Consider the following 17,506-nt stretch of genomic DNA (forward strand, 5'->3'; position numbering starts at 1 on the left):
TCAATCGAATTTTAATCACCTCTAAACCAAACCTTGCTTATGGAAGGAACCATGGCTGAAATCAGGATGTTTGCTCCTAATTTCGCTCCCCGTACCTGGGCTATGTGCAACGGCCAGATATTGGCCATCAACACGAACCAGGCGCTTTTTTCTTTGTTGGGCACCACCTTCGGTGGAAATGGTACTACTAATTTTGCCCTGCCCGATTTCCGCGGAAGAACCGGAGTAGGACTAGGCAGTAATGGTACGACCAGTTACACGCTCGGCATGCCGACAGGGACACCCTCAACAACACTTTTAACCACCAACATTCCCCCGCACACCCACGGCAATCTTACAGGAACCGCCGCTATGATGGGCAATGGCACCCCGGGAAATGCGGAAACTCCCGGCAGCGCGTACTTTGGCAATGATGGGAGCACGAAGTATGATGCCTCTCACGACAACGTGACGATGGCTCCCGCAGTATTATCACTTTCTGCCGGTCCGGGCAGCGTACAACCTGTTAATAACATGGTTCCGTACCTGGCCATCAACTACATTATTTGTCTGCAGGGAATATTCCCGTCAAGAAACTAAAAAACTTATTTCTTATGGAAGGATATCTTGGAGAAGTCCGCATGTTTGGTGGCAACTTCAATCCGCGTGGCTGGATGTTCTGTCAGGGACAACAGTTGTCCATTTCCAACTACGATGCCTTATATGCACTGCTTGGTACTATTTACGGTGGTGATGGTGTCAATACATTCAATTTACCCAACCTGGCCAGCCGGGTAGCCCTTCATCCGGGCCAGGGGCCGGGACAGCCCAACTATGTTCTCGGCCAGGTAGCAGGCGTCGAGAGTTATACTGTTACGCCGGCCAATATAGCTGGTCATGGGCATACGGTAACAGGGACCGCAGGCATTTTGGTGTCCAGCGAAGACGGAAGACTCATCAGTCCGCTTAACAACTATCCGGCGGTAAACGGCGATAACATTTACGGTTCCACCAACAATACCACCATGGCTCCTGCAACCTTAAATCTGCAAGTGCCTGCTGCTGGTAACGGTAATGTGCCGGTGGACAACATGAAGCCGTACCTCTGCGTCAACTTTATTATTTGTGTCGAGGGAATATTTCCTTCACGTAACTAAACCTTATCAACTTTTAAACTATGGAAGGAACAGTAGGCGAAATCCGGATGTTTGCAGGCAATTTTGCTCCCAGAAACTGGGCATATTGCCAGGGACAGATTATAGCTATTCAAAGTAATACAGCTTTATTTGCCATACTCGGTACAGTGTACGGAGGAAACGGAACTACTAATTTCGGATTACCCAATATGTCAGGACGGACACCGGTAGGTGCCGGACAGGGACCCGGTCTTTCACTTTACCAGATAGGTCAGACGAGTGGTACGGAAAACCGGACTCTTACGTCTGCCAACCTGCCGGCACATACCCACCCGGTAGCGGGATCTATTCTTATGCCGGCAAGTACAGTACTGGGCAACAAGGACGCTCCGCAGGGTTCTTACCCAGCTTTTTTTACCGACACAGAGGCTTACAATACAGCCAGTAATGGTGCCATGGCGCCCCTGCAGCTTAGTCCGCTGGTAGTAGGGCAGGCTGGTAACAGTATACCCTATTCGTCCAGGCAACCGGTATTGGGCATTAACTATATTATTTGCATGTTCGGGGTATTCCCGGCCAGAAACTAAAAAGGGAAATGCCAACAATAGGAATTCTGTTACCCTCTTCTACGCTGTACCCATCCATCGGATTTGATTTTCTCGATGGATTGAAAGCCTGTCTGGATATGCATCAGTTCGCTGATTGCAAGTTCGCAGTGTATTCGATCGGGTATGGACTAAAGGAAGATGAAATAAAACTACGGGCCGAAAAACTGATACTGGAAGACCAGGCCGATATGGTAGTGGTATATGCCGAACATCGTACCGTGCCCATGCTCGATGCACTGGCCTTAACAGCCGGCAAACTGATCGTAGTGACCAATGGCGGTGCCAATTATCCTGATAAGAATTATCAGCCGCGGAATGTGATTCAGCATTCGCTTAACAGCAATGTATATGCACATCTCACCGGCAGGTTATGCGGTAAAACCATTGAAGACGATAATACCAATGTGATTAACTGTACCTCGTACTACGACGGAGGTTACAAGCATTCACATGCAATAGAAACTGGTCTGGAAGCGGTAGGCAAACAAATTGTCTACCGCTTTGTCGGACATTTTAAAAAAGAAAACTTTTCGGTTGCGCCACTCGAGGATTTTCTCAAAACGCAACCCGGACCGCACCGCCTGTTATGTACTTATTCCGGCGACGTGGCACGTTTCTTTTTTGAACAGATCGGTTCTTTGCAAAAGGCGTACGCACTTGAACTGTACGGTTCCATGATGATGTTTGATCAGACACCGGGAGATTTTTCGTTTGATCAACCCCTGCCACAAAACTTGCGTGGTTACACGGGTTGGTTCCCGGAGCTGGACAACGAAAGCAACCGGGCCTTCAACGCGTTTTACAAAGAGACCAAAGCAAAAGACCCCAATCTTTTTTCCATGCAGGGTTGGGAAGTTGGTTTGCTGCTGATGAATGCCTGGAAAAAACAGGAGGCAAAAAAACGTGTACCGGATGTGATCAGAGAAATGCAAACGCAAACGATCGATTCACCGCGTGGGGCATTGCGATTGCAGCCGGATTATACCGTTACGGGGCCCGCTTATCTCGTCAGCACTGCTGAAGACGGTTTGCTGGTGGTACAGGATACGATTGAAGAAACCGGGGAAGGTCACCGGCAAATGCTTGAGCTGATCCCGGATAGTCCTTCTTCGAGCTGGCTTAATACTTATCTGTGTATATGAACCAGCCAGGCGTTATTGTTCTTTGTAATAATGAGATCGCTGTTCCTGCATTGCAGCAACTGACCATGGCGCGATTGCTGAAAGCAATTGTACTGCCGGAAAATAATGCAGCGTTTACAGCCGAAGTTAAAAGTGGTTGGGCCAATTCGGGCGCGGAGGTAGTGACGGCCGGTCGCCGTTCGCTTCACGAAGCACTGAAAGCGCTGATCACCAAACACCATCCGCTGGCAGTTTTTGCGATGACTTTTCCTTATGTATTGCAAGCGGAAACACTTGCTTTGCTACCGGAGCGGTTCATCAATTTTCACTACGGATTGTTACCCCGTTACCGTGGCGTAAATCCGGTGCTGTCGCAAATGCTGGCGTTTGAAACGGAAGGAGGCATCACGCTTCACCTGATGACAGCCGGTATCGATCAGGGCCCGGTTGTGTTGCAGCAAAAAATGCCGATCGCCGACACGGATACATTTGGTATGCAAATGGGACGTCTCGGTATGATGGGCGCACAGCTCTGCGGGCCGGTGTTACAGATGCTGATCAGTGGTCATCCGCTGCCGTTGCAGGCACAGGATGAGTCAATGGCTCAATACCACGGACGCATATCGGCAGCAAATTTGATGATCAATTGGCAGACGATGACCGGCCGACAGGTACTGCGGATGATCAATGCCTGCAATCCCTGGAATAAAGGAGCAGGCACACGCTGGGGACAAAGCGTGATCTGCATTCCCTGTGCTGATCTTTTGAACGAAGAGGAGACTGCCGGCGCAAAACCCGGAATGATCCTCACTGTTGACGAAACAAACGGCCTCACGATAGCCTGCAGCGATAACTCAACAATCCGTGTACGGGTGATCTGCACCCCGCAGGGATTTTTAGGTGTCACACAAATGTTGCAGGCCGGCATGAAAGCCGGGCAACAATTAAACTGAAAAAACTGAATGAGAACATAAGAGAAACATGAACACTAACCAACACCCCCAACCAACCAAGCCCACCCACCCATCGCGAACCAGACGCTACCTATTTATTAAACGCACATCTAAACCTTGATTTTATGAATAAATTCTACCTGTCTTTTCTGGCGCTTTGCGGGTCGTTGTTTTTCAGCAATAACATGATTGCTCAAAACAACCTGGCTGCAGGCGATCTCGCTTTTACGAGTTACCAGAGTGATCTTGATCTGTCGAATAACCAGTTTGGCGGAACGACAAACCGTGAGGATCGTTTTTCATTTGTGGTATTAAAGCCCGGTGGTCTCGCTGCCGGCACAGTGCTCTACATCACCGACCGCGGGTGGAGTGGTTCGGGCAACGCGTTTATCGTTAATACCGAAGGTACCATCCGGTGGACTGTTCCCGCTGCAGGCATCGCACAGGGAGCTGAAGTTTTTTTTATTTCCACATATGTAGATCCCATTGTTACCTGGACCGCTTATTCCGATGAGGCGGGAACCGTTCAACTTGGAACTCCGGCAACCAGAGCCACTTCCGATAATATGGAGTTTTCAACCGCAGGTGACCAGGTATTGATTTACCAGACTGGTCCGGTAGGAGGCCCGGCCGGTAATTACGACGACGGCACCCGCCGCTTTATCGCCGGTCTGCACGCAAACGTAATTGTGGGCACAAGCAATGCCGCCGCATGGGACGGCCCGGCAGCTACTGGTGGCAACGAAAGCAGCATGCCTCCGGGGCTCTCTGGTGGCAATACGGCTGTTTTTATATCAGTAGCCGATGTTGAATCGGATAACGGAAAATATAATTGCACCGTTGCGGGCGCTACCTGTCCGTCGGCCTATCTTACGGCCATTAATAACCCGGCAAACTGGCTACTGACGAATACCGCTTATGCAATCGGCACAACATCGGCTAAATGTACCTACCTGGTAAATTCACCGGTTGTAATAGGGACACAACCTGCTGCCGTGTCTACCTGTTCAGGTCGCTCGGCTACATTTACCGTTGCTGCTACCGGTACTCCGGCTCCAACTTATGCATGGCAGTGGGCTACCGATGCAGGATTCACTACGCCGAACAATATCACCGATGGCGGCGTATACAGCGGTGCGACTACTAACACGCTCACTATTTCTGATGTAACCGGATTCAATGGTCGTTACTACCGTGCTGTGGTAACCAACTCATGCGGGTCTGTAAACAGTACTGGTGCTTTGCTTACTGTTACTGTGGCAACATTGCCCGGCACAGCACAGAATGTAACGCAGACAATACCACCGGATGGCTTGTTCTACGGCGGGTCCTGCGCATTGATAACACGTGTGCAGGCAACGGGCGGCTCACCGATAACCGGTAACGTCAATGCAAGAGTATGGATCGAAGGTTCGGTACCTACAGTGGCTGGTCAGCCTTTTGTGGCACGTCACTACGAGATCACCCCGACAGCCAACGCGGCTACTGCAACAGGTACTGTGACGCTTTATTTCACACAGGCTGAATTCAACGCCTTCAATACCGCTGTTGGCGGAGGCCCGCAATTACCAACAGGTCCTTCAGACAACACGGGCAAAGCCAACCTGCGTGTAGGAAAATATGCAGGCCAGACCAACAACGGAACAGGTCTGCCCGCGTCTTATACCGGTCAGCGCACCGTGATCGATCCGGTTGATGCCAACATCGTATGGAATGCCACAGCATCGCGCTGGGAAGTAACATTCGATGTAACAGGCTTCAGCGGTTTCATTATCCAAACCGGTTCTAACCCGCTGCCTGTGCAACTGAACTTCTTCAGTGGCAACTGGCAGGGAAGTGATGTGCTGCTGCAATGGCAGACCGCTGCGGAAGTGAACCACGATTATTTCGAGGTAGAGAAGAGCCTGGATGGTATCAACTATACTGCGCTCGGACGTCTCAATGGCGGCGCGGGTGTGAGTGTGCGCAATTATATGTGGCTCGATACAGATGCCACGGGTGCTGCCCGCCTGTACTACCGCCTCAAAATCGTCAGTCTTTCCGGTGCGGTGGAGTACAGCGATGTAGTCATCATGACGCCTGACCAGGCCGCACGTTTCCTGACGCGCGTGAGTCCTAACCCATTCCGTGATCAGTTGCAGCTTGGATTGAACCTGCCTGCAGCCGGCAAGGTACTGGTAAGGATCACCGATATCACGGGCCGTGTGATGGTAAGCCGCAGCATAGATGCACCGCGTGGCTTCAGCACGCTGATCCTGCCCGAAGTATCGGGATTGGCAAGCGGTACTTATGTACTCAGTGCCGTGTACGGCGGACAATCCGCTACGTACAAACTTGTGAAATAATATTGTATTTTTCGTCCATAAAAGAGGCCGGTATTTAGCCGTCCCGGCCTCTTTACCAAAAATCGTCCAACGTTATGCGCCGTCGTGATTTTCTTTACCAGACAGGGCTTATTATGCCCGTACTGGCCCTTGCACCTGCACGTGTAATGGCCGGCAATGACCAACAGAAAAAATTAGTTTTGATCCAAAATCCGGAGATGAGCGGAGCTGCGCAGGTGAAAGAGAGCCTGCGTTCGTTGTCGTCGGAGCTGGAAATTGTTGAAGCCGGAAAGATCCGGCGTATCCACCGATCAGGTGCCGGTTTTAAACTGGAACTGAACGATGGCCGCCAGATACAGACCGCCAAACTTGTACTGGATCTGGAGCATTCGGTACGCCCCGATGATGCAGCCGTTTATTTTGAGAGCGATAGTACCACGCGGAAAGTCAGCTACAAAAGAAAAGGGGAGTCTCTGCCGCCACCGGAATTCTGGTCGCTCAGAAGCAAGCACCTCCAGGATGATATCGGTAATTTTATGAAACGTAAGAAACCGGCATTTGCCACGATATCGCATAGTTGACAGAATAAACCACACCAGGGGCCCGCTTTATGCGGGCCTTTTTATGCCATTTTCTGTTGTATCTTCGCGCATTATGTCAGAAGAACTTAAAAAAGAAGAAAGAAGCCTCAATTTCCTGGAGGAAATCATTGAAGACGACCTGAAAAGCGGTAAGTATAAAAGCATTGTCACGCGCTTTCCGCCCGAACCCAACGGTTATCTTCATATCGGACATGCTACCAGCATCTGTCTCAACTTTGGTCTTACCAAGAAGTACGGAGGTTATACCAATCTCCGTTTTGACGATACCAATCCTACAACAGAAGACACCGAGTATGTGGAAAGCATCAAGGATGATGTCAGATGGCTGGGCTTTGAATGGAAAAATGAACTCTATGCGTCTGATTACTTCGATCAGCTCTACGGGTTTGCCATTCAACTGATCAATAAAGGACTGGCTTATGTAGACGACAGTACCAGCGAAGAGATCGCGACATTGAAAGGTACGCCCACTGAGCCCGGCAAAAACAGCCCGTACCGCAATCGTTCAATAGAAGAGAACCTCGATCTGTTTCAACGCATGCGTAACGGTGAGTTTGCCGATGGCAGCCGCACCTTGCGTGCAAAGATCGATATGGCGCACACCAACATGCTGATGCGCGATCCGATCATGTACCGCATCAAACATGCACACCATCACCGTACAGGCGATAAATGGTGCATTTACCCGATGTATGACTTCGCACACGGACAAAGTGATGCGATCGAAGAAGTAACGCACTCGATCTGTACGCTGGAATTTGTACCTCACCGCGAGTTGTACGATTGGTTTATTGAGCAACTGGGGATTTATCCTTCGCACCAATATGAATTTGCGCGCCGTAACCTCACCTATACCGTGATGAGCAAGCGCAAACTGCTTCAACTGGTGAATGAAAAGCATGTAAACGGCTGGGATGATCCGCGTATGCCTACTATCAGCGGAATGCGCCGCCGCGGTTATACGGCGTCTGCTTTACGTGAGTTTTGTGACAGGGTAGGTATTGCCAAACGTGAAAACAGCGTTGACCTCGGTCTCGTGGAATTTTTCGTGCGCGAAGACCTTAATAAAACAGCCCTGCGACGGATGGTGGTGTTCGACCCGCTGAAGGTGGTGATCACCAACTACAACGGCGGCGATGCCGGCGAAGAGATCCTGCACAGCGAGAACAACCCGGAAGATCCGGCAGGTGGCGAGCGCGAAGTGCCGTTCTCCAATGAACTTTATATCGAGCGCGAAGATTTTATGGAAAATCCGCCGAAGAAATATTTCCGTCTCGCACCCGGACAAATGGTGCGCCTGAAAAGCGCTTATATCATCCGTTGCGATGAGGTGATAAAAGATGCAGATGGTCATGTAACGGAACTTCGTTGCTCTTATATCCCCGAAAGCAAAAGCGGTGCAGATACATCGGGTATCAATGTGAAAGGAACCTTGCACTGGGTAAGTGTGAAGCATGCCGTGACAGCGGAATTGCGTTTATATGACCGGCTCTTCCGTGTGGAAGACCCGTCTTCAGAAGAAGGTGATTTCAAAGAATACATTAATCCCGATTCGCTGACACTCGTGAAAGCTGCTTATATGGAACCTGCGATGCGCAATGCCGTATTTGGTGAAGCGTATCAATTTATCCGCAAAGGATATTTTGTATTGGACAAAGACAGCAGCACCAGCGGCATGGTCTTCAATCGCACGGTAGGATTGAAAGATGGCTGGAAAGCGAAATAAAAAAAGCTCCCATTGGGAGCTTTTTTTATTCCAAAGGTAACCCGTCGGGAACTTCAGAGCGCGCCATTCACTTATTGGCTTATTCACTTATTATCGTTTCACTCTTCTTTCAATTCATCCAGCACCTGCTTCAATTGCCGCGTATATTTTCCATAATAAAACCTGGTCCATGCCGGCATGGCCAATACCATCAGCGCAGTAATTCCTACAGCAAGAATCAGCAGCGAATACTTTAATGTGGGTGTAAGCGTTGAGAAATCCCGCCCGGATTGCAACAGTTTGCTGTAAACGGACGCGCTTCCCCAGACGAGCACCAGCGGTATCAGCAGGAATCCGAATGAATGGTAACGTTCCATATTCAGACGGAATTGATAATAGATTTCCGTCAGGTTGTCTTTGGTGTCCGCCGTATAATGATTGACCTGCTGATAAAAGCGGCGGAATACGGTGAGGTAATAAGCAGATACGATCAGGCACATGGCGTAAGCGGCATAATAAATTATATAAGTAGAAGCGTGCAGGTCGGAAAAGAACGGTACAAGCCCCAATGCCAGCAATGCCAGCAACTGCATGTACCATTCGTTGCGCATATTACGTTTCAGCTTGTCGAGCGGATGATTGGCTTTTCTTAATTGTTCCATACGTGAAGGGATATGTACGTCGTCCGTCTTTTCAGTGTTCCAGGCGGATTTTAATTCGTCAAGATTCATAACCTGATTGTTTAATGATGAGCTGTAGTTTTTCCTTGGTCCGGTTCAGTTTTACCCGGACGTTTACTTCACTGATACCCAGGTGGGCGGCGGTTTCGCGGTGCGACAATCCTTCCATGAAATAGAAGATGAGCGCCTTCTCCACCGGATTTAATTGTTGTACGGCCTGGTAAAATATTTCCAGTTGCCTGTCTCTGGCAGGATCGTAGTTTTCGTTTTCCGGTTCTCCGGCCTGCTCATAAGCAACCGTATCATTTCTCTTTTTTTCCTTCCTGAAATAAGAAATGGCGGTGTTGATGGCTACGCGATACATCCACGACGAAAACTCACTATTACCTTTAAAACTGTTACATGACTTCCAGAGCTGGATGATGATCTCCTGGTGCAGATCCTCCCGGTCCTGCGGGGTATCCATGTACATCCTGGCCACTTTGTGCAGAATACCTTTGTGCTTTTCTATCAGTCGTAAAAACTCCTGTTCTGTTAGTTGATCCACGTCGATTATGTTTATTGGAAAACCGGTTTTACTGTATATCCTTTTGCACGCAGCAGTTCAATCAGTCCTTTCTCTCCCATCAGGTGACCGGCTCCGACTGCAAATAAAATACTTTCCGTCTGCATCATCGCGGGCATGTCGCTTGCCCAGTTCTGATTTCTGTCGGTGAGCATCCAGTATTCCTGGCTGTCATTCATCAGTCTTTTGTCTTTGAGCAGTTTGTCGAGTTCGGGAAGGTCTTCATTTTTGAATGCGCGGATCATCTTTTGTGTAAGCTTTTCATACAGGTCACCTGCTGATAGCTGGCGGATTGCTTCTTTGAGGTCGTACGATTTTGCCAATGCATCCATCTGGTAAGCTATTTTTTCCAGCCCGCCGGTTTTTTTGCCGGTAGCCAATGCGAGCCGCAATAATTCCACTTCATACATTTTTACTTCCGTGGCCGGACAGGTAATCGCTTTTTTGGCCAGCAATGAATAAAGGGACTGTGTATTAAATGTGTCCATTTCAGCGAGCGTGGTGCCATAGGATTTCAATACTTCATTCAAGTGCGTTGCTTCATCAGGGGAAAGCTGCGACGTCAGTGTTTTTTCAGCTTTCGGAGCGGCGGCCATGGCCTGCATTTCTTTGGGATCGGTGTAATCGATCTCGGTTACGAATTTTTTTATTTTGGATAATGTTGATACGACTTTTGGCTTTAATTCAAAGTCCTTTTCACATAACAGGTGAAAGGTGCCCAGCAGGTAGGACGACTCTTTCAGGCCGTTGCCCGAAATTTCCCACAGCAGACTTTTTTTATTTTTTTGGCCGGAACAAATGCTGGTTAAGCCGAGTGTGGCAGCGAGCAGCAGGCAAATCCATTTTTTCATCGCTCATTCTTTTTTGGGTGTAAACGTTGCTTGTTTAAACAGTAAGTTGGCGACGAAACACATTTGTTACAGCGACAGACAGTTTTTTTTGAAAAAGTGCTCAGGTTAAAACACGATACAATGTTAAAAGAAGAATAACCATCGTCAGGCTGGTATAAATAGTCTTGGTGTATTTAGCGAGCCATACGGGAAGGAAAATATCGAAATTATCTTTGGACGAATGCGAATACCTGCGGGCCAGCAGGGTGAGCGGACATTGCCAGCCGCACAACCATAATATCAACCCTTCGGCGGCCACCAGCGCATAACAAACCCACAGCAAGGTGTCGAGACGGTTGGCGATGACAGCGTACAACATGTATCCGATCACTATATTGAAGAAAATCCAGATGATCGTATGGAGGAGCCTGATAAACCAGAGCCGGCGATGCACATACATGATCCAAATATCAGCAAATGAACGTTCACACCAGTTGATGTGCATCATGCGACAAAGGGAGGCTTGTCATGGCATGAAAATCGTATCTTTTCAGCAAACTATTCAGCATGCTTACCGCTGTTAATCCGAAAATACCGATGCGCGACAAAGCCGTTACGCGCGAGTTTTATTTGAATAAACTGGGATTTGAAGACATAGGCGCAGCCGACTATCCGGAATACCTGATCTTGAAAAAGGATGATATAGAAATTCATTTCTTCTTATTCAAAGACCTCAACCCGCTGGAGAATTACGGCCAGATCTATATCCGTACCGATAATATTATTGATTGGTATGAAAGCGCGCTCGAGCGAAATATTCGCATGCCCGAGGCGGGACATTTGCATGCCAAGCCCTGGGGACAGATGGAGTTCTCACTCCTCGATCCCGATCATAATCTGCTGACCTTTGGCCAGTCGGTGGAGGAACAGGGTGGTGGGTTTTAACAGCCAATGTGGAAATGTGTAAGTGAAACAGCTGGCGACGCCCCTTCGAGAGCCTCAGGGAGCGTTATTGACGATTGACGTCCCTTCGAGAGCCTCAGGGAGCGTTATTGACGATTGATGTCCCTTCGAGAGGCCGAAGTATCGGCCTCAGTCCCGAAGCCTCGGGAGCGTTATTGACGATTGACGTCCCTTCGAGAGCCTCAGGGCGCGTTATTGACGATTGACGATTGACGATTCACCATTCACCATTCACCATTCACCATTCACCATTCACCATTCACCTCTTCCTCGGTATCGTCAAACTATTCCACCGTTCATTCGCCGCCATCCTGGCTATGTACACGATCTGGCCTACATGATACGGATAATGCGCCAACTGCCTGTTCAACGCTTCGGTAACGGTGTGTGCTTCGTTTCTTATATACACGATGTTTTCTAAATGGGATTCGTCGAGTGTAGCCAGCGTATCCAGCACACATTGCCAGCCCTTTTCCCAGATGGTCATCAACTCTTCGCGGGTGAAAACAGGATTTTCAAATTCCTCATCACGCTTACGCCAGGATTTTTCTCCGTCACTCACCAGAAAATCGGTGAAACGGGAGATCATGTTGCCCGACATGTGCCGGACGATCGTGGCAATGCTGTTGCTTTCTTCGTTAAATTGCCAGTATAGTTTTTCATCCGGCAATTGCTCCATCGCCTTTTCAGCAAGTGTTTTGTAATACTTTAATTGAGCAGTGACACTGTTCAGATAACTCATGGCTTGCATTTTAAAAATAAGGATGCCGGAACTGCGGGTATTTCTTTTTGCGCTCGTTCAGTTCCTGCATGCGTTGCTCATCTTCCGCCGGATCATAAAGGCGGTCACGGACGAAGAAGAGTTTGTTTTCATGGTAAAAAAACAAACACCAATTAAGTGTTTGATCGAATATGGCCACATCGTCCCCGGGGAAAATAAAAGGTGAGTAACGAAGGATCATTTTCCACGTGGTGACAACGGCATTTTCATTTGTCTGCAATAAAAATACCTGGTTGGAAAAAGGAATGCCGCGATGGTACAACCATTTTTTTAGTAATTGGCGGCTTTCATCATCAGCGTAGAATTGGTCAAATGTCTCGACCATTTTAAAGTTTTGCTGAAACGGTTCCCAACCACCGCCGGTAATCAGCCTGGCTGTATGCAAAAGGTCTGACAGGTAATCCGTGGCCTTCTTATTCAGGAAGGAAACCTGGTCTTTGGTCGCATCCGGTAAGTTATTAAACTCATCTGCGCTGCCGAAAATCGACCATTGGGGCGTAGCCGGAAGGGTGTATTGTAATATCGTATCGAGGCCGGGCATGACACCTGCTAAGTTAACGCAAGTGAGCTTACTTATCCGGGAATATGTTCGGTCAGCAACTGGTTGCCGGCCTGGTCGTAATAAGTACAGGTCATGTCTGTAAGCGAAACGATCCACTTGTATACACCTGTTTCCGCGCATTGCCGGCAGAAGGTGGGATAATCGGATTGTCCCTGCTGATGCGCTTTCAGGATGGAAAGAAAATGTTCCCTGTCGGGCGTGTTGGCGACGGACAAAGCCGCATATTTCGAAGGCCAGCTTGCCGTGTTATCATTGCCATGATAGTCTGCCCGGCCATCGGCAACGTATACTTCGTAATGTGTTACGCCGAGGTTTTTAATCTCCTTAATATAAGAAGGGAAATCAGCGCCGGATTGCACTTTACTATGTGCCTGCCGGATTTGGTCAATGGTAAACATGTGTTTTTTTTTAAAGCATTATTCTGCAATAATAACCCTTACACCTGCTTTCTCGATTTTGTTCACTACTTCGCGGCTTACTTCGCTGTCGGTAATAATATAATCGATCTGGTCGAGGTTGCAGATCTTGCCAAGCCCGCGACGATCAAACTTTGAACTGTCGGCCAATACCACTACGGTTTGTGCAAGGCCGATCATTTTCTGGTTCAGGCTTGCTTCCATGATGTTGGTAATGCTGAGTCCGTGTTCAAGATCGATGCCGTCAACGCCGATAAATAAAACGCCGCAGGAAAGTTCGTCCAGGATTTTTTCTGCAAACGAACCGGCAGCAGAGGAGGAGCTCTGATGTACGAGCCCGCCCAATTGCAGTACTTCTACATTGGGACGGTTACAAAGTTCGAGCGACACTTTCAGTGCGGGTGTAATGACGACGATTCTTTTTTCGGGATAAAGCTGGCGCGCTACTTCAAATACGGTGGTACCCGAGCCAATGATGATGGAATCATTTTGACCGATGAGACCAAGCGCTGCGGCGGCGATTTTTTTCTTTTCATCGGCGCGGATAAATTCCTTTTCATTGATGGGACGCTCGATGGCGTACGGATTGTCAACGGAACCTCCGCCACGCGTGCGAAACAGGAGTTTCTTTTCTTCCAGCAGTTTCAAGTCCTTGCGGATGGTAACGCCGCTTACCTGCATTTCATCCACCAGTTGGGGGATGCTTACTTTTCCTTTCTCCTGGAGCTTCTTTAAAATAAATTGATGGCGATCTGTAATCGTTTTCACGCGATAAAGTTTGGTTCAGCAAAAATGTTATTATTTTTCAATATTTTAAAAGTCTTACATAGACTTTACTATTTGGTAAAACTGCCCGCATTATTCCTTCTCCTCGAACTTTCAAAAGGTTTTATTTTATTATTTTTTGTTTATTTAAGTTAAACTTTGTTACATTTGGTTCCAATCCCTGTTGCTACTGAAAGCTAAGGTCAGTTATTTTTTTGACTTTAAAAGGGACGATTGCTCTTTTCTATGCCTGTTTTCCTAATGATTTGTTCATTGGCTGGTAACAATTTGTTTAAATGGCGAGCATTTCTTTGCCTGAAATGATTCTTTATTAAACAAAATGAAACAAAAAATAAGGAGTTATCGGGTATAGAAAATTAGTAACAACTAAAAACTAAGCTGTTATGAAAAAAAATTACTGCACTGTCGCCCTGCCGCCGGGTGCCTGGCAAAAAGCCTTCAAGACATTATTCCTTTTCTGGGCGGGCATTTTACTTTTTTCATCCATTTCTTTCGCACAGCCGGGTAATACGCCGGCATTGAAAGGAAATGTAACAGATGAAACCGGTCAGCCCATCAGCGGCGTGAGCGTTAATCTCAAAGGCACCGCGCTCAACACGCAAACCAATGACAAAGGCGATTATTCGCTCAACACTTCCGCTACTTCCGGTACACTCGTTTTTTCCTACGTAGGAAAAAAGACAGAAGAGGTGGCCTTCGAAGGCAACACCATTATTAATGTCATGCTTCAGGGTGATGTGAAAAGCCTCGAAGAGTATGTAGCCATTGGCTATGGTGTAGCGAAGAAAAAAGACCTCATCGGTTCCGTGTCCAACATCGATGGCGCCGAACTGGCCAACCGTAACGCCACACAGATTTCACAGGCATTACAAGGCACGATGCCCGGCGTGATGGTGACCCGCACCAACACCTTGCCGGGTGCTTCCGCGTCGATATTGGTACGCGGCGTTACCACCATTGGTAACAGCGCCCCGCTCGTGATCGTAGACGGTGTGCCCGTTAACAGCCTCGACGATGTAAATGCAGACGACGTGCAGGATATTTCTGTATTGAAAGATGCGGCTTCCGCTTCCATTTATGGCGCACGCGCCGCTGCAGGTGTGATCCTCGTCACTACCAAACGCCCCAGAACCGGTCAGCAATCTTTCGAGTACACCGCCAACCTCGGTTTTGAAAAAGCCACCCAGTTCCCCGAAGTAGTAGGCGTGAAGCGTTACCTCGAAATGATTAACGAGTTTACCTGGAACGATGCCGGCAATACGCCCGGCGGCGAGTACGCACTGTATACGCAGGACGATGTAGAGAACTGGCTGGAGTACAACAAAACCAATCCCAACCGTTATCCCGTTACCGATTGGCGCAACCTGCTGATGAACAAAACAGCGCCGCGACAAAGCCATTACTTCAGCTTTTCTTCCGGAACCGATAAAGTAAAAACGCAGGCTTCGATCAATTATGAAAGCGCCGACGCCTTGTATGATTATTTCAATTTCGAACGCGTCATGACACGCCTGAACAATACGTTCAATTTTAATAAATACATCACCGCACAGTTTGATATCGCTTATAATTATTCGATGACCAAACAACCCGTGCTGAATCCGATCTGGGATGCGCAGCGTTATGCACCTATCTACGCTGCCACATGGGCGGATGGCCGCGTGGCAGAAGGGAAGAACGGTTCCAACGCTTACGCTGAATTGCATTACGGTGGTTTTGATAACCGCTGGCAGAACAAATTCACGGGACGCGCTTCTCTTCAGTTTAAACCAGTTGAAGGACTCACTATCACCGGTGTTTTCTCGCCTTATTTTGCCAGTACCAAAGCCAAACGTTTTGTAAAACAGATCAAAGTGTTTGCAGCCGACGATCCTACACAGTTCACCGGTTTTATCGCGGGCAACCAGGCGACGAACCTCTCCGAAGCACGCAACGATGCAAAGACCTTTACCAAACAGCTACTGGCCAATTACCAGAAGAAGTTTGGTTTTCACCGCGTGAATGTGCTGGCCGGTTATGAAGATTTTTATTCGTTCAATGAAAATCTGGGCGCGAAAGCATCCAATTATACCTTGTCTAATTTTCCTTATCTCGATCTCGGCCCGCTGGATTACATGAACAATACCGGCGATGCAAGCGAAACGGCTTACCGCTCTTATTTCGGCCGTTTGATGTATGACTACGACAACAAGTATTTCCTGCAGGCAAACATCCGCTATGACGGTTCCTCCCGTTTTCATCCCGATTACCGCTGGGGAAGTTTTCCTTCGATATCCGCAGGCTGGACAGTGTCGGAAGAGAAATTCATGGACAACAACCGCATTTTTTCTCACCTGAAATTACGTGCTGCGTGGGGACAGTTGGGCAACGAACGCATCGGCGATTATCCTTACCAGTCTTCTATCGGTTACTCCAACGCTTTATTTTACCAGGGAAATACGGCTGTGTCGGCGATCACCGCTGCACAATTCGCCTACGCCATCCGCGATATTACCTGGGAAATAACCGAAACCACCAACTTCGGTGTGGACGCCAGTTTCCTCAACAACCGTCTTTCTGTTTCGGGCGAAGTGTTTCGCAAGAAAACAAAAGACATGTTGCTGGAGCTTGAGATCCCCGATTACATGGGCTTCGAAAACCCTCAGCAGAATACAGGTAAGATGTTTACCAACGGCTGGGATTTCCAACTCGGCTGGCGTGACCGTTATCGCGGCCTGAAATATTCTTTTGTTTTCAATCTTTCCGATTCCCGTTCCAAAATGGGCGACCTCGGCGGTATCGTACTCGATGGTGCCAAGATCATCCGCATGGGCAGCGAATACAATGAATGGTTTGGTTATATATCCGACGGATTGTTCCAGACACAGGAGGAAGTGAACGGTTCTCCGAAATTGTATTCATCCGTTAAGCCCGGTGATATCAGGTACCGCGATATCAGTGGTCCCAACGGCGTACCCGATGGCAAGATCACACCTGATTATGACCGCGTACCACTCGGCGGATCACTGCCCCGTTTTCTGTACAGTGGTATGATCAATGCAGAATACAGAGGGTTTGATATCGCGCTGGCTTTCCAGGGCGTAGGCAAACAAACTTCCCGCCTGACACCTGAAATGGTAAAACCCTTCTTCAGCGCCTGGACCAATGCGCCGGCAATCATCGACGGTGATTACTGGAGCGTGTATAATTCCAAAGAAAGAAATGAACAGGTGCGTTATCCGCGTCTTTCTTATACCGCCGCCGAAAACAACAACTATGTGAATTCTGATTTCTGGTTGGTGAACGGTGCTTATTTCCGGCTGAAGAATGTAATGCTGGGTTATTCCATTCCGCAGCGTTTGTCGCGCAAAGCAAAACTGAACAATGTTCGCCTGTTTGCTTCCGTAACAGACCTGTTTTCGATCAATCATCTGCCGAAGGGATGGGATCCTGAATCCACTTACAGCACTTATATCAGCAGCTCTTACAATTTCGGTGTAACCATCAAATTCTAAT

Annotated in this window: 18 protein-coding genes; 10 read left to right on the forward strand and 8 right to left on the reverse strand. The window is 48.3% G+C overall.

Going from position 1 to position 17,506, the window contains the following annotated elements:
- Positions 1-39: 39 nt before the first annotated feature.
- The 8 genes from H608_RS0106250 to H608_RS0106285 all read left to right on the forward strand — a co-directional run bounded on the left by H608_RS0106250 (position 40) and on the right by H608_RS0106285 (position 8,449).
- Positions 40-579 carry a phage tail protein gene (locus H608_RS0106250; protein WP_028786918.1) on the forward strand — a complete coding sequence of 180 codons (540 nt, stop codon included), beginning with the start codon at positions 40-42 and terminating at the stop codon, positions 577-579.
- A gap of 14 nt (positions 580-593) precedes the next feature.
- Positions 594-1,136 carry a phage tail protein gene (locus H608_RS0106255; protein WP_028786919.1) on the forward strand — a complete coding sequence of 181 codons (543 nt, stop codon included), beginning with the start codon at positions 594-596 and terminating at the stop codon, positions 1,134-1,136.
- A 20-nt stretch (positions 1,137-1,156) separates the two neighbouring features.
- Positions 1,157-1,702: a phage tail protein gene (locus H608_RS0106260; RefSeq protein ID WP_028786920.1), complete on the forward strand. Its 546-nt coding sequence runs from the start codon at positions 1,157-1,159 to the stop codon at positions 1,700-1,702.
- An 8-nt stretch (positions 1,703-1,710) separates the two neighbouring features.
- Positions 1,711-2,865 carry an ABC transporter substrate-binding protein gene (locus tag H608_RS0106265; RefSeq protein WP_071836922.1) on the forward strand — a complete coding sequence of 385 codons (1,155 nt, stop codon included), beginning with the start codon at positions 1,711-1,713 and terminating at the stop codon, positions 2,863-2,865.
- Complete coding sequence (locus H608_RS0106270; RefSeq protein ID WP_038007399.1) at positions 2,862-3,797, forward strand: methionyl-tRNA formyltransferase; 936 nt, start codon at positions 2,862-2,864, stop codon at positions 3,795-3,797. Before H608_RS0106265 ends, H608_RS0106270 begins: the two co-directional genes overlap by 4 nt.
- Before the next feature lie 125 nt (positions 3,798-3,922).
- Positions 3,923-6,142 (forward strand): T9SS type A sorting domain-containing protein, encoded by a 2,220-nt coding sequence (locus tag H608_RS0106275; RefSeq protein ID WP_028786923.1) that lies wholly within the window; start codon positions 3,923-3,925, stop codon positions 6,140-6,142.
- Positions 6,143-6,216: 74 nt separating this feature from the next.
- The gene (locus tag H608_RS0106280) at positions 6,217-6,702 is read left to right on the forward strand and encodes a hypothetical protein (protein WP_155990070.1); all 486 of its coding nucleotides are present in this window, start codon (positions 6,217-6,219) and stop codon (positions 6,700-6,702) included.
- Positions 6,703-6,775: 73 nt separating this feature from the next.
- The gene (locus tag H608_RS0106285) at positions 6,776-8,449 is read left to right on the forward strand and encodes a glutamine--tRNA ligase/YqeY domain fusion protein (protein ID WP_028786925.1); all 1,674 of its coding nucleotides are present in this window, start codon (positions 6,776-6,778) and stop codon (positions 8,447-8,449) included.
- A gap of 98 nt (positions 8,450-8,547) precedes the next feature.
- Here H608_RS0106285 and H608_RS0106290 read toward each other — a convergent pair whose 3' ends face one another.
- The 4 genes from H608_RS0106290 to H608_RS0106305 all read right to left on the reverse strand — a co-directional run bounded on the left by H608_RS0106290 (position 8,548) and on the right by H608_RS0106305 (position 11,011).
- Complete coding sequence (locus H608_RS0106290) at positions 8,548-9,159, reverse strand: hypothetical protein (protein ID WP_028786926.1); 612 nt, start codon at positions 9,157-9,159, stop codon at positions 8,548-8,550.
- Positions 9,149-9,655 carry an RNA polymerase sigma factor gene (locus H608_RS0106295; RefSeq protein WP_028786927.1) on the reverse strand — a complete coding sequence of 169 codons (507 nt, stop codon included), beginning with the start codon at positions 9,653-9,655 and terminating at the stop codon, positions 9,149-9,151. Before H608_RS0106295 ends, H608_RS0106290 begins: the two co-directional genes overlap by 11 nt.
- A gap of 11 nt (positions 9,656-9,666) precedes the next feature.
- Complete coding sequence (locus H608_RS0106300) at positions 9,667-10,524, reverse strand: TraB/GumN family protein (protein ID WP_028786928.1); 858 nt, start codon at positions 10,522-10,524, stop codon at positions 9,667-9,669.
- A gap of 100 nt (positions 10,525-10,624) precedes the next feature.
- Entirely contained in the window at positions 10,625-11,011 is a 387-nt protein-coding gene (locus tag H608_RS0106305; protein ID WP_211227035.1) for a hypothetical protein, read from the reverse strand.
- A 59-nt stretch (positions 11,012-11,070) separates the two neighbouring features.
- On the opposite strand from H608_RS0106305, the gene H608_RS0106310 reads away from it, so the two are divergent.
- Positions 11,071-11,448: a bleomycin resistance protein gene (locus H608_RS0106310; RefSeq protein ID WP_028786930.1), complete on the forward strand. Its 378-nt coding sequence runs from the start codon at positions 11,071-11,073 to the stop codon at positions 11,446-11,448.
- 277 nt (positions 11,449-11,725) lie between these two features.
- On the opposite strand, the gene H608_RS21475 is transcribed toward H608_RS0106310, so the two are convergent.
- The 4 genes from H608_RS21475 to H608_RS0106330 are packed head-to-tail and all read right to left on the reverse strand — an operon-like array spanning position 11,726 to position 13,993.
- Positions 11,726-12,208: a DUF1572 family protein gene (locus H608_RS21475; RefSeq protein WP_245565727.1), complete on the reverse strand. Its 483-nt coding sequence runs from the start codon at positions 12,206-12,208 to the stop codon at positions 11,726-11,728.
- 10 nt (positions 12,209-12,218) lie between these two features.
- A complete protein-coding gene (locus H608_RS0106320; RefSeq protein ID WP_028786931.1) occupies positions 12,219-12,788 on the reverse strand; it encodes a hypothetical protein in 570 nt (189 codons plus the stop codon).
- A 32-nt stretch (positions 12,789-12,820) separates the two neighbouring features.
- Positions 12,821-13,207, reverse strand: coding sequence for a DUF1398 domain-containing protein (locus H608_RS0106325; RefSeq protein ID WP_028786932.1), 387 nt, complete (start codon positions 13,205-13,207; stop codon positions 12,821-12,823).
- 18 nt (positions 13,208-13,225) lie between these two features.
- Positions 13,226-13,993, reverse strand: a complete 768-nt coding sequence (locus H608_RS0106330; protein ID WP_028786933.1) for a DeoR/GlpR family DNA-binding transcription regulator — start codon at positions 13,991-13,993, stop codon at positions 13,226-13,228.
- 401 nt (positions 13,994-14,394) lie between these two features.
- Between H608_RS0106330 and H608_RS21480 the strand changes: the two genes are divergently transcribed.
- Complete coding sequence (locus tag H608_RS21480) at positions 14,395-17,505, forward strand: SusC/RagA family TonB-linked outer membrane protein (protein WP_081658808.1); 3,111 nt, start codon at positions 14,395-14,397, stop codon at positions 17,503-17,505.
- Position 17,506: the final 1 nt, after the last annotated feature.

This window comes from Terrimonas ferruginea DSM 30193 (assembly GCF_000425585.1).
Classification (GTDB): Bacteria; Bacteroidota; Bacteroidia; order Chitinophagales; family Chitinophagaceae; genus Terrimonas; species Terrimonas ferruginea.

Excerpts from the sequence above, each read along its gene's own strand:
- H608_RS0106250 (WP_028786918.1), top strand. The coding sequence starts at position 40 with ATGGAAGGAACCATGGCTGAAATCAGGATGTTTGCTCCTAATTTCGCT.
- H608_RS0106255 (WP_028786919.1), top strand. The coding sequence starts at position 594 with ATGGAAGGATATCTTGGAGAAGTCCGCATGTTTGGTGGCAACTTCAAT.
- H608_RS0106260 (WP_028786920.1), top strand. The coding sequence starts at position 1,157 with ATGGAAGGAACAGTAGGCGAAATCCGGATGTTTGCAGGCAATTTTGCT.
- H608_RS0106265 (WP_071836922.1), top strand. The coding sequence starts at position 1,711 with ATGCCAACAATAGGAATTCTGTTACCCTCTTCTACGCTGTACCCATCC.
- H608_RS0106270 (WP_038007399.1), top strand. The coding sequence starts at position 2,862 with ATGAACCAGCCAGGCGTTATTGTTCTTTGTAATAATGAGATCGCTGTT.
- H608_RS0106275 (WP_028786923.1), top strand. The coding sequence starts at position 3,923 with ATGAATAAATTCTACCTGTCTTTTCTGGCGCTTTGCGGGTCGTTGTTT.
- H608_RS0106280 (WP_155990070.1), top strand. The coding sequence starts at position 6,217 with ATGCGCCGTCGTGATTTTCTTTACCAGACAGGGCTTATTATGCCCGTA.
- H608_RS0106285 (WP_028786925.1), top strand. The coding sequence starts at position 6,776 with ATGTCAGAAGAACTTAAAAAAGAAGAAAGAAGCCTCAATTTCCTGGAG.
- H608_RS0106290 (WP_028786926.1), bottom strand. The coding sequence starts at position 9,159 with ATGAATCTTGACGAATTAAAATCCGCCTGGAACACTGAAAAGACGGAC.
- H608_RS0106300 (WP_028786928.1), bottom strand. The coding sequence starts at position 10,524 with ATGAAAAAATGGATTTGCCTGCTGCTCGCTGCCACACTCGGCTTAACC.
- H608_RS0106305 (WP_211227035.1), bottom strand. The coding sequence starts at position 11,011 with ATGATGCACATCAACTGGTGTGAACGTTCATTTGCTGATATTTGGATC.
- H608_RS0106310 (WP_028786930.1), top strand. The coding sequence starts at position 11,071 with ATGCTTACCGCTGTTAATCCGAAAATACCGATGCGCGACAAAGCCGTT.
- H608_RS21475 (WP_245565727.1), bottom strand. The coding sequence starts at position 12,208 with ATGAGTTATCTGAACAGTGTCACTGCTCAATTAAAGTATTACAAAACA.
- H608_RS0106320 (WP_028786931.1), bottom strand. The coding sequence starts at position 12,788 with ATGCCCGGCCTCGATACGATATTACAATACACCCTTCCGGCTACGCCC.
- H608_RS0106325 (WP_028786932.1), bottom strand. The coding sequence starts at position 13,207 with ATGTTTACCATTGACCAAATCCGGCAGGCACATAGTAAAGTGCAATCC.
- H608_RS21480 (WP_081658808.1), top strand. The coding sequence starts at position 14,395 with ATGAAAAAAAATTACTGCACTGTCGCCCTGCCGCCGGGTGCCTGGCAA.